We start from the raw sequence: 13,790 nt of genomic DNA on the forward strand, positions 1-13,790 counted from the left end.
TTCACAAGCCGTAATTATATAAAAAAAGGACGGGAAAACACCCATCCTTTTTATGTGCAAATAACCATTGCTTAGCATCTTAGTCTTCTTGCTTCTTTCTTCCAGCTAGAAGACCCATTCCCAGAAAAGCTAAACCAGCCAGAGGCAGAAACTTATCTTCTTGAGTGCCAGTCTTAGGCAGAGCTGAGTCGGGAGCTGGCTGCAATCTTGGCGACGAAATAACTTTTCCTTCCTCACCTTGCTTCAGAGCTTGAGGTTGGGTCCTTGTCAAAGGCTGTTTAGCACTTTCAGCCACCACCTTGCTGCCAACTTCTACTAGTTCGTCAACTGCTAGAGAGAACACTTCCTGACCGAGGACGGTTCGCTGACCGTTCAAGACTTCTACAAAGACTCGCTTTTGACCTTTTTGGCCAGCTACAAGTATCCTCCGCTGCCCTTGTTCCAGTTCTGGATTTTCCTGTTCTCGGGTCTGATATGCAATCTCTTCCATTATGACTTCTAAGAAAGGTTTTTCTTCCACTAGGTCCTTTATCCCTTCTTCTGGAGTGACCTGATGACTTGGTTTCACAGCCAGAGCAGCAAGAGCTGTCTTCAGATCCTGCTCTGCTCTATCTAAATCCGCCTGCTCCGCTTTTTCATCTGCCAAGAGAGACTGAGCTCGAGCCAAGGCTGACTGGTAAGCCTGAACTGTCTCATCTGTGTAGAGGCTTGGATCTAGACTAGCCGTACTGTCTACCACTTTCTGCAGAGAAGCCTTATTAACTGCTGGTTCATGGAGATTGGTCACAAAGAAATTGCGCGCTTCCAAGTCTCCATCCCAGAGTCCCAAACCAACGTAGGCATCATTATAATAAGGCTCAACCGTATCAAATTGGTGGTTCAGGTATTCTACACCGTCCACAGATACACTGACACCATTTTTAGTTTTCACTAGCTTAACATGGTGGAACTGGCCGTCATTAAGATGCTTGCCATTCATGCTACTTTCTGCAATCGTCTCTCCCATAAAGCGGTAAAGTCGAATCTTATCATTATCGCCAAATTGAATAGAATAAGCATTGCGAGGATCAACATTTTCAGACGCATAGAAGATGTTAATCAAGCCTTTTTGATACTTGAGATCCACATCCAAGTTATACTCAGGGAAAGGAATCTTCTGACCTCCCATATAATAATCATTGGCACTGGTATTCTGATTATAGAGGCTTTCACCGTCAACATACCACTTACCGGAAACAGCTTTTAGATCTGGAACATTGGTCTTAAAGTCATTACGGCTGATATTGATGGTGAAGACCTTGGAAAGGCTTGGATTTTCCTTAGAGGTCGCCCTTACCTTGACCACACCCCTTTGCAGAGCAGTCACTCGCAGCTTATTGCCATCTTCCGTGACAGAGACTAGGTCTGGCTGATCCACACTCCAGCTGACCGCTTGAGAGACACTTGCTGGCATGACATAAGCTTTCAAATCTAAACTATCACCGACATAAATATTATTTGTTACAGGAGAAGCCTGCACTAGTTCCAGTGGTTTGGTCACTGTCTGTTTGTCTTTCCAGATGCCCTTCAGCGGATAAAGAGCAATGTCAGCCTTAGCAGCACCACCTTCTACAAACACACTAGCCGCAAGACTATTTGGCGCAGGGAAAATCTGATTAGCACCCGCTACAGTATACCCTTTGGCAAAGACTTCTAGGCTGGAGCGATCTACATAGAGATGCAGATCTATACTGCCATCCGCATTGCGCTTGACGGACTGACTATCCACCTGAGCAAATTTATTACTGAGAAGAATGCCGGACCGGCTGCGGTCAATAGAGAGAGTTTCCTTTTCTAAATCATAGGTAACTCTAGTCACTTCTCCATCTCCAACCCGCAGGTTAAAACCGACTTTCTTGGTCGTTTCACTCGGACGGAAAGTAGAGACAATTTCATACTGATCACCGGAAAAATCTTTCAAAAGCTCATTCTTCTCACTAACTTCTACGTCTTTATACAATACAGCCTTGTCTTCCTGACGCAGAGACTGATAAGCTGCAATTGGCGTCTGAGTCAGCCGATAGCTGTCGTCTTGCTTGATAAGGCCTAGTTTGAGGTTAAGATTGAAGGTTCCGTTGAACTTCTGACCGACGGTATCGGCTACCAGATTACAGTAGTCCTCCCAGGTATTCATCCAGTTAGACTCGATAATGTCGGGTAGGGTTGGATTAGCCTTGCTGCCAAAGTCCTGAACGTAGTAAGTCATGGCTGCATAAGAGTCTTTACCAAAGTTCATGACCTGATCAGCTTGAGCAAATTCAGCATCTGGGACGAAGGTCCACTTGCCCTCCACCTGTCTAAAATCACCGACCTTATAGGAGCGCCCGCCACGAGACAGGACCCATTTTAGGCTACCATCATCTGCCAGTAGAGGATAGAGATCTGGACACTCCGTATGGAGATCCGCATAAGTCGACTCCACCTTCCAATTACGCAGATTATCAGACGAATAAATTCTCAGCGGTCCGCCTGCGACAACCATAAACCATTTACCCTCCCAACGGAAGACCTTGGGGTCACGAAAATCTTGAGACTGCAGTGGATCATCCGTCCAGTCAGCTGCAATTTGATCAAGCTTCGTCCAAGTCCGGCCCTCATCCTTACTGTAGGCTAACTTGATGCGCTGACCGTTTCCGTCGGCAGTAATCAGTGCGACTAAACCGCCCTGGTCATTGTCAAACAAACCAGAGGAATTAGTGGTATCTGCTACGATAGAGCCTGAGAACATAGCCCCATTAGCATCCGGATAAAAGGCAATCGGCTGTTCTTCCCAATGAATCAAATCCTTGCTGGTCGCATGGCCCCAGTGCATAGGCCCCCACTTGGTATCGTCATAAAACTGATAGAAGAAATGATAGACTCCCTTATAATAAACCAGCCCGTTGGGATCATTGGCCCAACCGTCCTTGACCGAATAGTGGTACTGACCGCGATAAAGCTCATTGTAGTATACCCCATCTGCCTGCCGACGATGGACATTGAGCCGGTAAGTCAGGCTGACCTCCTGCCCATCCGCATCCGTCACAGTACTGGTCACAGTCAGATAGTTTGCCCCCACTGCCAGCGGGATATTCTTCAAATCACTATAAACCCTACCTGCAGCATCAGTCACGCTTACATTAGCAGCAGGATTTTTCGCTACGACAGTCAAGTCTACAGTCTCAGCATCATGCTTGACATACTGGATGGTAATAGGGGCAGTGAACTGACCTTTCTGTTCCACTTTCCCAACCGAAGAAGTCACCCTTATATCCTCCAACTCGGGATTAGACTGAGGAGTGATTTCTTTATAAAAGGTATTTTGAAAAAGCAGCTCGCTGTTCCAGTTTAGTAAGCCAAAATAACCTTCTGACAGATAAGTATTCTGCCCCTTATCATCTCTCTGAAGCGTGTAATCTCCTGAGCTGGCCACTAGGATATCATTGACATAGTAGGATACCCAAGAGCCAATTGAAACGACCTTGAGCCGATATTTGTTATCCTCCGTAGGCTCGATATGTTTTTCATTGATAAACTGATAGTCACGCCCGCCTTGCCAACGCCAAAACTTCACATTGTTGCTACCACCATCAATATTAACTGCATAGCTGCTCTTGTCATCCGGATTATTATTACTGCGGAAAATGAGGGCTGCTGCCCCTTCCTTACTGAGAAAAGTTACATCCGTTGAGTAAACAAAATCCTTGCCCTGACTTTGAGAGTAAAGGAAACTATCACCTTTGCCTCTGGCATCACTATAAAGTCCTTGCTCCCGGACTTCCCAAACTCCATTTTTGTCTCCCTTGGCTGCTGCCAAATTAGTATTGAAGCCTGACTGCTTATCTACAGTCTCTGCGGCAGGGAGTTTTTCCGAAGCAACTTCCTTCGCTGCTGGCTGTTCGTCTTCTTCCTGTTTGGTCTCTTTAGCGTTTGCTGTGACTTGATTATCCTTATCAGCCTTTTGGTTGGCTGACTCTACTGCTGCATCCTGACCATCCGCTTCCGTCGCTGCAGTTGGAGCAGTCTCCCCAGCTACAAGATTCTCTGTCTTATCGGCATTCCTTGTAGGAGCAGCTGTTTGCCCGCTCTCAGGCTCCGAGACAGCTGATAAGTCAGTCTGCAAGACCTGAGTAGGAGCTGGATTAGCCTTATCCTCATCTGCATAAACCACTCCACCGCCATCTAACAAGAAAGCTCCAAAAGCCAGCAGAGCACACCCAAACACCCAACGCTTGCCGCTTTTTCTCATAAACCAATTTTTACACACTTTTTCCTGATGATTTTTCATGATACACCTCAATATTCTAAAAACAAAATCAGACTTCTCACAACCAAATTGCTTCTACATAACACACTCCTTTCAACTTTTCTTGTTCAAAATGAACACCTCGTTTAACACCTAACTCCCTTATAAAAAAGAAGCAATCTCAATAATTTAAATATAACAAATTTTTGTAAGCGCTTCACCTAACGTTTGTCATAAAAACAAAATGACAGATGTCATATTTTAGAAAACGAAGAACAAACAAAAAGCCTCCTAAACGGAAAGCTTTTGTTTGTTTTAAATTTATTCTGAATAGGATGCTGCCAGCTCGTTCTTTAGATATTCTGCCAAGTGCTGATGAGCAAAAATTCCTGCTTTTTCTTCTGCTGTCGGATTATAGTTGGTATTAGTGTTCACATCATAGACATAAATCTGACCCGCCTCCGACTCTACCCACTCAATAGCCGCCACATCAATACCAGCCTGAGCTAGAAATGTCTCGTAAGCCTGACTTTGACTAACAGGCAGTGGCTCCGTGATTTGAAACTTATCCGATGTTTCCAACTGAGCAGGCTTTTGCCCAATCTGACACCCATCTGCCGGACAAAGCTGAAAGCCATCTGATGAATCAATGGACACAGTATAAAGAAACTTCTGGTTAATAAACTCCGAACGACGAATGCGACCATCCGCAGGTTTGATATAGGCCTGAAGCAGGGTAATCCCATCCACAGAAGGTTCAAAAGCAGGACTGTCTACATAGGCTTCCAACTCTTCCTCACTATTGAAGAGCTGCACTCCCAAACCTTTCCCAGCCCGATTATGTTTGGTAATCAGAGGATAAATATTAAGCTTTCTAGCTGCCTCAAGAATATTCTCCTGTCCCAAAATGGCTACTGTATCCGGATAAGCAATCCCAACTTCAGAAAGCTTCAAATATTGTTTAATCTTACTTATTTCTAAATTAATAGCCCCGCTGCCGTTGATGACTTTACGACCGTGAGCTTCCAGCCAAGTTAGAACTTGCTCTGTAAATTCAGGTGCATAGCGGTGTCCACGCGTATGAGAAGAAGCAGACATCCGATTGTAGAAAATTCCTGTTGGGGGCGGACTCTGCAGATCTAGGATCCCACTTGACAAATCCCAAAGTTCATAGGGCACATCTTTTTCCTCCAGCCACTTAACCAAATGCTGTGTCCACTCCAAATTTTCATGAATAACGTATACTTTTGCTTGACTCATAAGTCTCCTCTCCATTATGAATACCGAACAGCTAGCTTGTTGCTTTTCGATTCTTCTACTACATTGCCTTCCGTCTTTTCAATAACACTGACGGCCAAGACCTGACCTAGAACATTGAGGGCAGTGCGACCAGCATTGACAAAGAAATCAACCGCAAAAATCAGGGCAACGCCTTCTACCGGCAGGCCTAGCTGAGGCGCAGCTGCCAGCAAGACAACAATCGCTCCTGAAGGCACGGTTGCAGCTGTTTTACCAATCAAAGTCAAAAGCAAAACAGTAAAGAAAAGCCCTGATACAGAAAAAGCAATCCCATAAGCATGCGCAATAAAAATAGTTGCTACAGAGAAATACACAGCAGCCCCCTCAAGATTAAAAGTGTAACCCAAAGGCACAACCAAATCTATGACATGCTCATCATAGCCCTGCTTCTTTAAATCTTTTAATAGAGGTGGCAGGACAACACTGGAACTACCAGAGACAAAAGCCAAAGTCAAAAGGCTCCAAATCCGTTGCAAGCTTGTTAGATAAGGAATTCTGAAAGCAAAAGCAATCAAAGGAAAAATCACTAAAGCTAGCACCGCATAAGCCAGATAAGTCCCTGCTACAAATTGCCCCAAACCGACCAACTTGTCAACTCCTGTCGTAGCCACATCCTTAGCAATAAAACCAAAAATACCAATCGGAGACAGCTTCACAATCACACCGACAATTTTATAAGTAGCCTCAATCCAAATCTGCAGCAGCTCAACAGCTTTCTGAGTCTTTTCTTCCTTGAGGCTTCCAAGCCCAAATCCTAAAAATAGAGCAAAAACAATAATAGGAAGCAGAGCTCCTTCCGAAAGCGACTTGACAATATTAGAGGGAATGAAGCTAAGCAAAAACTCATCCAACTGAATACTTTTGGCAATCCCGTCAATGCTGGCTCCCGCCTGACCGATATTGACTCCCTGACCAAAGCCTAGATAATAAGCTGCAAAGACAAAAATAAAGGTAATCGCCGTCGTGACCCCAAAGAAATAGAGCAGACTCTTTGACAAGAGCTTCCCAAAAGATTTCTTGCCGATCACACCAGCCACAGCTACGACTACAACCGGAAAGACTAGCGGAATAATCACCATATTAATCAAACTGATAAAAGCTTGACCCAAAAACTGGTAAAAAGCCGAAAACTGCGGCCAGATAAGAGCAACAAGAACACCCAAAATTAAAGCAATCAAGAGTTGTAAGCCCAGAGAAACCTTTGACCATAAAGAAACTAACTTCATTCCAAACTCCTTTAGTCTATTTTGATAGCTATTTTACTATGATTAACCCTATCTGGCTAATATATATTTTCTATGAAAGTAATAGAAGAATTTTATGGTGGAGTTGAATAGTGAAAAAAAAGACATCCAAGAGTAAATTCTTGAATGTCTGTAAACATTTAATCTCCTAAAACTCCAATACTTGCTTAGTTATTTTGCTTTTTAGCTTTTTTCTTATAGAGAGCATCTAATTGCTCCTCATAATCCCAACGAAGTTTTGAGCGTTCCTCACCGATATCATCGATTTGCTCAAGAACATCTTTTCGAAACAACTCTGCATTAGTATCCATTTGAAAAATATCGGGATACGCCTCCACAGGCAGTTCTCCGTTTGCTATTTGATAAACTTCATCTTTTAATTGCTCTGTCGTATGAAGGACATAAGACAAATTGTCTTCTAAATATTCCTCTTTTTTCTTTAATTCCCTCATCTTTTTATCAAACTGTTCATCCAGTCTATAAATTTCTGCATTCATCTTTATCACCTAAAACTAACTTTTGATTGGACTTGTTAATTCTGGTTTTGGCATTTGCGATAGATAGTCTTTAGCTGCATTTGCTGCTTGACCTTCTAGCCCATCCGTGATATTCGTATTATATGTATTTTTAGCATAATCTTGCAGTTCTTGTGCTTTGGTATTTAATGTTTGTTGAAGCGCCTCTCTCTTGGCCTTGGCAGCTGCTACAGAGGCTATAACAGCCGCTTTTATAGCTACTCTTTGTTGATTCTTCAATATTTCTATTACAATATTTTCACTTGTTTTCTCTGCCATAATTATCCTTTGCTTTTATCATTTAAACTTCAGTACAATCAAGAGAAGGCTGCAAAAATATCTGCAGCACCTTGAGCATCTACTTGCTCAAGATTTTGTGCACACTGAATCATACTTTGAGAGAAATTAGTTATCTTAGTTTCAAATTCTTTTAAATGAGTGATATTTAATTCGTTAATCCCTGAATCCCACAAGTTTTCAAAGGACAGTTCTGACATTAGCCCCTCTATCTCCGAAGCAGACAACAAACTTCCTAGAGCCTCAATAGCACTTCTCTTAGAGTCGATAAATTCCTTAAGATTTGATTCGGCATCAGCTAAGGCAGTTTTCACTTCAGATATCTTTTGTTCAATATCTGAACCAGCCAATTCTACAGCAGTATACAATAGCTGACTCCTCAGCAAAATACGATCTTCGTAACTACCTGCACGCTTGATTCTCTCGTGTAAATTATTCGGATTCTTAAGATCGAGATTCTCTCGATCCCATTCCAAAGACTCCTTCTTTGCATCCTTGATGATTTTTGCATATTCCTTTTCATAATTTTCATATGTGTCTATGAGCTTATCTCTGTTATTAAAAATATTCCGTACTTCTTCCCAGCTCAACCCCAATTTATCTTTTATCTCAATTATACTTTTTTTAATCCCTAATAGACTTCCCTCTTTCATACTATCTAGTAGTTGTCCCGCTAATCTATTAAACTCCTCTGGACTCATGGTTACTAATTTTTCAATCACTTTTTCTGGAACATATCTTTTTATATTTTCAATGCTCTTTTTGTTTAAGTCCGCAAGTTTATGACCTGCTTTCCACAACTCAGGGTGATAGTCTTCAGAAACCTCTAAGAGATTTCCCTTACTATCTATCTGATAAGCGCSCAAGTCATGGGAGGAGTGTTTATCCATCATACTTGTATATTCGATCGGAACTACCACTCTGACATCACCAAATTGCTGATCCCAAGGTTTATCACGATTGAGCATACTAACAGGATCAAAAGGGTTAACATAATAAGTTGTTTTAGCATCTAATTGTGGGATTTTATCGCCATAACCTGCTTTTTCTAGACTCTTAGTAGGATCCGGACCATCAAAAAGAACAATATGGCCAACCTTACTCAACTCTTCCTCATTAAGTCCTGCAACTCCCTGTATCGAAGTCATCGTCCCCAACGAATGAGCCGTTATATCCATCTTGGCATCTGGTGCTGCATATTGGTTTAGTTCAGCTATTTTTGCCTTCATGCCTTCAGTAGCATGCTTGGCTTGAGGAATAATCGCGTCTGTCAAAGCAAAGGCCGCATCATTGTATACCCAATCTTGAAAGTTGAAATCGCTAGGGTTGTATGTCCGCAAGTATTCAACCCAGTTCTTTTGTGCCTCATCTATATCAATTCCGAAACCATCACTCCCACGAACGGCAAAATAGGTCTGTTTGGTATTTTGGTTAATCGTATCTGTATCAGTGACATAGTAGGCATTGTAGCCTGTCTTTTTGTCTTCAAGCAGTCCTTCATTGTCAGGTTGAAGATAAACCTTCCCTTGGTTGGGGAGGTCAGTGCCACCACCTTGGGTAACTTGGCCTTTTTTATCTTTGGCATCTTTAGAGAAGTCAAATACTAAAGACTTACCAGAATTAAGTATTTTTTGTTCTTCAGGAAGTAATTGTTCAAAACTAAATCCATTCGGTCTATCTCTATAGGCTGATTCCGCTAACGAAGCGTATATATTATCAAAACTTTTTAAATTCCAATTAGGCAAAAAGATCACCTCTTATTCTTAATTGATTACTAAGGAACATCTCATCCATATTTAATGTTCCATCATCATTTATTGGAATTAATATTCCCCAACTTGAACTGTCAGCATTATTGAAGCCTCCATAAATTTGCAACATTTCCCCCCCACCTTGAGGAGTACCATTACTCGCTTCACTCCATCTAACCCCATCCCAATCAATCTGAACTGATTCGACTTTTGGACTCTGGGCCTTCACAAAATCAATTATTTCTTGCTCATGATCTTTGAGATAAGCGAGCTGTTTTTGCTTGATAATTTCCTCGTCATCTTTGATAGCCTTTTTTGAAGAAGTAACTTCCTTATCTTGTTTATTACTTTCTTTTTGAGTCATGGCGCATCCTCCTATACTTACTAGTGCCACTATTGATGCAACTGTTGTAATTATGATTTTCGTTCGTTTCCCCATAGCGCCTCCTTGTATTATTTTATTAATATTATACCGCTAATTTTTTCGTCTAGCAACACCAAGAAAGTTTAAACTTTTCTTTTTAATCTTTTGGCTGTCGCCTTATTGAATGGCCAACAGTTCTGTATTCATGACATTAATTTACCTGAATCAAGTACTATCCGGCTTTCCAAATCTAATTATTCATATGGAAAATGATTAGGTCTATCCCTATAGGTTGATACCGCTAATGAAGCATATATATCATTAAAATCTTTCAAATTCTAATTAGGTAATTGGTTCACCTCCGATACTTATGTAATCACCCATAATCATTTCTTCAAGATTTACACTTTCATCATCATTAATTGGGATGTCCACTCCCCAACCCGATTCTTCAATATTATTTATACGCCCAAAAACATTAATATAATACTCGGGATTTGTAAGACCGCCATCACTCCATTGCGTCTCTTCCCAATCAATCTGAACTGATTCAATTTTTGGACTTTGGGCTTTCACAAAATCGATTATTTCCTGCTCATGTTCTTTGAGATAGGCGAGTTGTTTTTGTTTGATAGCTTCCTTGTCATCTGCAATATCCTTTTTTGAAGAAGCAACTTTCTTATCTTGCTTATTACTTTCTTTTTGAGTCATGGCACATCCTCCCAGACTTACGAGCGCCACTATTGATGTAATTGTTGCAATTATGATTTTCGTTCGTTTCTTCATAGCTCCTCCTTAGTATGCTTTATTAATTATCAGAATCTAAATTCTAATTAATCAATCATCCTACCTCCTATCGTAGGTTCGTGAATCATATACATCCCCCCCATWTCAATTGACTTATCATCATTAATCGGTATATCCACTCCCCACCCCGATTCTTCAATATTATTGATACGCCCAAAAACATTAATATAATACTCGGGATTTGTAAGACCGCCATCACTCCATTGCGTCTCTTCCCAATCAATCTGAACTGATTCAATTTTTGGACTTTGAGCTTTTACCAAATCTATAATTTCTTGCTCATGATTTTTTAGATAAGCGAGCTGTTTTTGCTTGATAGCTTCTTTATCATCTTTGATAGCCTTTTTTGAATAAGCAACTTTCTGATTTTCTTTATTACTTTCTTTTTGGGTAAGGGTACATCCTCCAATCATTACTATTGCTACTATTGAAAAAACTGTTGCAATTATGATTTCCGTTCGTTTCTTCATAACGTCTCCTTAAATTTTTTGATACCACACTAATTTTCTAAAACAGCTGGTAACATCCATACTAATTTTTCAGTCACTCAAAACTTAATATTACACATATAGTGTACTATATAAATTTTTAAAAATCTATAAATTACTAAATCTTAGCATGCTATTTACTTAGACTTATTTTACAAATCATAGCCACACGTCTATGGACCACACACGCAAGGCAGGTGGTTTATTTTTCTTGTACCTTGGAGAGTGAGACAAAGCTGAAAGCCACATAACTACTTTTCTATCTTCAATATCTTTGACCCCTCTTCATTACAACTAATAGATCTCTGCTAACATTAATTCAATTTCTATCAAAGAAGTTGTTCTAAAAACTTTAAAACAAAGAGATAAACAAAATCATTAAATTGACTCTTTTAATTTCTTATATGATATAATTATTTTAAAAATCATATTAGTGAGAAATATTATGTCAAAGACAAAAGGTAATAAAAAAAGAAATTCTTCTAAAGTAAAATATATCCTAGGAAGCGGAGCTTTAATTTTAGCTTCTACAGTGATTCTGCCTAAAGTTTTGAAAAAAACTACAAATTATTTGTATAAAAAGCAAGTAAAAATAACTAATCGTCGAAAAATAAATTTTGATAGTAAAGACAAATTGGTTAAAAAATCTGAATATAAAAAGGTAGAAGAASATGCAAATTAATACTGACAATATTGMGCAACAATGTCTCAATGCTATTAACGATAGAATTCACAATTTAAAAAGATTAAACATCATCGTAATTGGGAAATCAGGCGTCGGTAAAAGCACACTAATCAACAGTTTGTTTAGAGGTAATTTTRCCGATACTGGATTGGGCAGACCGGTGACTCAAGAAATTCGCAAAATTGAAAAAAATGGATATCCTTTGGCTATCTATGATACACCTGGCTTTGAATTGTCATATGCCCAACAGGAGAGTGTCAAAGATGAAGTGATCAAATTAATTAACAACGGTTACTCTTCTAATGATATCAATGAGGTAATTCACTGCATTTGGTATTGTATTAATGTCGGTTCAAACCGTACTTTCGATAGTTCGGAAGTGGAATGGCTCAGAGAGTTTTCTGAGAAGAATAAAACGTCTAAGGTACCTATCATTGTTGTCCTTACTCAATCTGTACCTAAGAAGAAAGCACTAGAAATGAAAGCTCATGTTGAGCAGGAAAACTTAGATGTTTGTAAAGTTGTGCCAATTTTAGCTCAAGATATGGATTTTGATGAGGAATATGTCGCTAAAGCTTTTGGATTAGATACTTTGATTGATGTAATGTCTGAGGTATTGCCAAATCAGCTACAAGATACTCTCCAAAATATCCAAAAAGTATCTCTGGAATCTAAAAAAAAACATGCTAGGGCAGTCATTGCGACTGCAGTAGCAGCAAGTTTTGGCGAAGGTTTCGCTCCGGTTCCATTCGCAGATGCATTCATGCTTGTTCCAACCCAGATAAGCATGATTACTGGCATTACTGTAATATTTGGCCTTGATATAAATAAAACTTTTCTAACCGCCTTTGTATCCTCCACTTTAGGGTCTGGGGGAGCAACATTCCTCGGAAAAACAATTGTCTCCAATATACTCAAATTTATCCCAGGAGTAGGAACAGCAGTTGGAGGAACGATTTCTGGAACCACTGCTGGATTAATTACAACTGCTTTGGGCGAGGCTTACCTGTTTTTAATGGAACAAATATTTAAAGGAGAAATAAGCAAAGAAGCACTAGGTACTCCTGCTGGACAAAAACAAATGACAAAACTTTTTAGAGAACAATTATCTAAAAAAAGATAATACACCAAGATTTTGAATCTTGGTGTATTTTTAGGTTAAATTGCTTTTTACATCAAAAAAGACATCCAAGAGCAAACTCTTGAATGTCTGTAAAGTTTGATATAATCGTATTGATTAACGTTTTGAGAACTGACTAGCTTTACGAGCTTTCTTAAGACCTGGTTTGGAAAGTATGGATTTCAGTTGGACTAAAAACAGCGTAATATCAAGGATTTTCAGAACGATATCTACTTTTTAATTTCATAAAATATGAATCAATAAATTATAAATAGGGGAATAGTTTAGGTCTGTAAGCATTAAAATAATACACCTAACTTTGGTCACCGTTTTCTAGTTATTCACTCTTTTTTCAGATAGTGTTTTTAAAGTTATGATGTAAAATGCCGCAATTAAAACACTATACATCATAATCGGAGGATAGAGAATTAAGGATAGAATCAATCCCACTCCTTTAATTATTAGGTCAGGTATCAATAACTTTCTATATTGTGCGGTAGCTTCAAGTAATTCTTTCTGATCTATATTGGGTTTATCAATTACTTTATGTAAAAACCAGTTTGCTACCGTTGAAACAATAACGATCAGTCCATAAAAGAGCTGTGCCGTATGATTCATGAAATGACTACTAACTATTCCAGTAGCATAGGGCATAAATGAAACAAAAAATAAAAGATACAAATTCCACCAAACAATTTGTGGGGAAATTTTCTCAACCTTTTCCCACAATGTATTTAGTGCCATCCATAACGATCCCAACCAGAAAAAGGAAAGAAAATAAGCAAAGAAATTTTGCCGTAAATCCCAAAAAGCTTGAAGACTTGGTGTCGTTGGTTTTTCTAACTCTAAAATCAAAATGGTCATAATAATTGCTAGAACAGCATCTGTCAATGCAATTAATCTATCTTTCTTCATCAGATTACATCGCCTTTCATTTTGTAGCATTCTATCTCATC

At 39.6% G+C, this 13,790-nt stretch carries 12 protein-coding genes; 2 read left to right on the forward strand and 10 right to left on the reverse strand.

The features are described 5' to 3' along the window. Positions 1–79 precede the first annotated feature (79 nt). From K4H96_RS10170 to K4H96_RS10210, 9 genes are all read right to left on the reverse strand, one after another. A complete protein-coding gene (locus tag K4H96_RS10170) occupies positions 80–4,306 on the reverse strand; it encodes a GH32 C-terminal domain-containing protein (RefSeq protein ID WP_223337635.1) in 4,227 nt (1,408 codons plus the stop codon). Positions 4,307–4,585: 279 nt separating this feature from the next. Then, on the reverse strand, positions 4,586–5,524 hold the full coding sequence (locus K4H96_RS10175) for an ATP-grasp domain-containing protein (protein WP_223337636.1): 939 nt from the start codon (positions 5,522–5,524) through the stop codon (positions 4,586–4,588). A gap of 14 nt (positions 5,525–5,538) precedes the next feature. Continuing rightward, positions 5,539–6,789, reverse strand: a complete 1,251-nt coding sequence (locus K4H96_RS10180) for a dicarboxylate/amino acid:cation symporter (RefSeq protein WP_223337637.1) — start codon at positions 6,787–6,789, stop codon at positions 5,539–5,541. A 185-nt stretch (positions 6,790–6,974) separates the two neighbouring features. After that, complete coding sequence (locus K4H96_RS10185) at positions 6,975–7,304, reverse strand: hypothetical protein (protein WP_002908723.1); 330 nt, start codon at positions 7,302–7,304, stop codon at positions 6,975–6,977. A gap of 15 nt (positions 7,305–7,319) precedes the next feature. Then, positions 7,320–7,601: a hypothetical protein gene (locus K4H96_RS10190; RefSeq protein ID WP_002908722.1), complete on the reverse strand. Its 282-nt coding sequence runs from the start codon at positions 7,599–7,601 to the stop codon at positions 7,320–7,322. A 38-nt stretch (positions 7,602–7,639) separates the two neighbouring features. Continuing rightward, positions 7,640–9,373 (reverse strand): hypothetical protein, encoded by a 1,734-nt coding sequence (locus K4H96_RS10195; protein WP_227956492.1) that lies wholly within the window; start codon positions 9,371–9,373, stop codon positions 7,640–7,642. Further along, on the reverse strand, positions 9,357–9,809 hold the full coding sequence (locus tag K4H96_RS10200; RefSeq protein ID WP_002908720.1) for a hypothetical protein: 453 nt from the start codon (positions 9,807–9,809) through the stop codon (positions 9,357–9,359). Before K4H96_RS10200 ends, K4H96_RS10195 begins: the two co-directional genes overlap by 17 nt. A 267-nt stretch (positions 9,810–10,076) precedes the next feature. Next, entirely contained in the window at positions 10,077–10,520 is a 444-nt protein-coding gene (locus K4H96_RS10205; RefSeq protein WP_002908719.1) for a hypothetical protein, read from the reverse strand. 47 nt (positions 10,521–10,567) lie between these two features. Next, positions 10,568–11,011 carry a hypothetical protein gene (locus K4H96_RS10210; RefSeq protein WP_227956493.1) on the reverse strand — a complete coding sequence of 148 codons (444 nt, stop codon included), beginning with the start codon at positions 11,009–11,011 and terminating at the stop codon, positions 10,568–10,570. A gap of 463 nt (positions 11,012–11,474) precedes the next feature. Between K4H96_RS10210 and K4H96_RS10215 the strand changes: the two genes are divergently transcribed. Further along, a complete protein-coding gene (locus tag K4H96_RS10215) occupies positions 11,475–11,711 on the forward strand; it encodes a hypothetical protein (RefSeq protein ID WP_227956494.1) in 237 nt (78 codons plus the stop codon). Beyond that, positions 11,701–12,837 (forward strand): YcjF family protein, encoded by a 1,137-nt coding sequence (locus tag K4H96_RS10220; RefSeq protein ID WP_227956496.1) that lies wholly within the window; start codon positions 11,701–11,703, stop codon positions 12,835–12,837. The genes K4H96_RS10215 and K4H96_RS10220 overlap by 11 nt, the downstream gene beginning before the upstream one ends. A gap of 330 nt (positions 12,838–13,167) precedes the next feature. Here K4H96_RS10220 and K4H96_RS10225 read toward each other — a convergent pair whose 3' ends face one another. After that, complete coding sequence (locus tag K4H96_RS10225) at positions 13,168–13,749, reverse strand: TMEM175 family protein (RefSeq protein ID WP_002908714.1); 582 nt, start codon at positions 13,747–13,749, stop codon at positions 13,168–13,170. Positions 13,750–13,790 lie beyond the last annotated feature (41 nt).

The sequence above is a fragment of the Streptococcus sanguinis genome, assembly GCF_020729765.1.
Taxonomy (GTDB): Bacteria; Bacillota; Bacilli; order Lactobacillales; family Streptococcaceae; genus Streptococcus; species Streptococcus sanguinis_Q.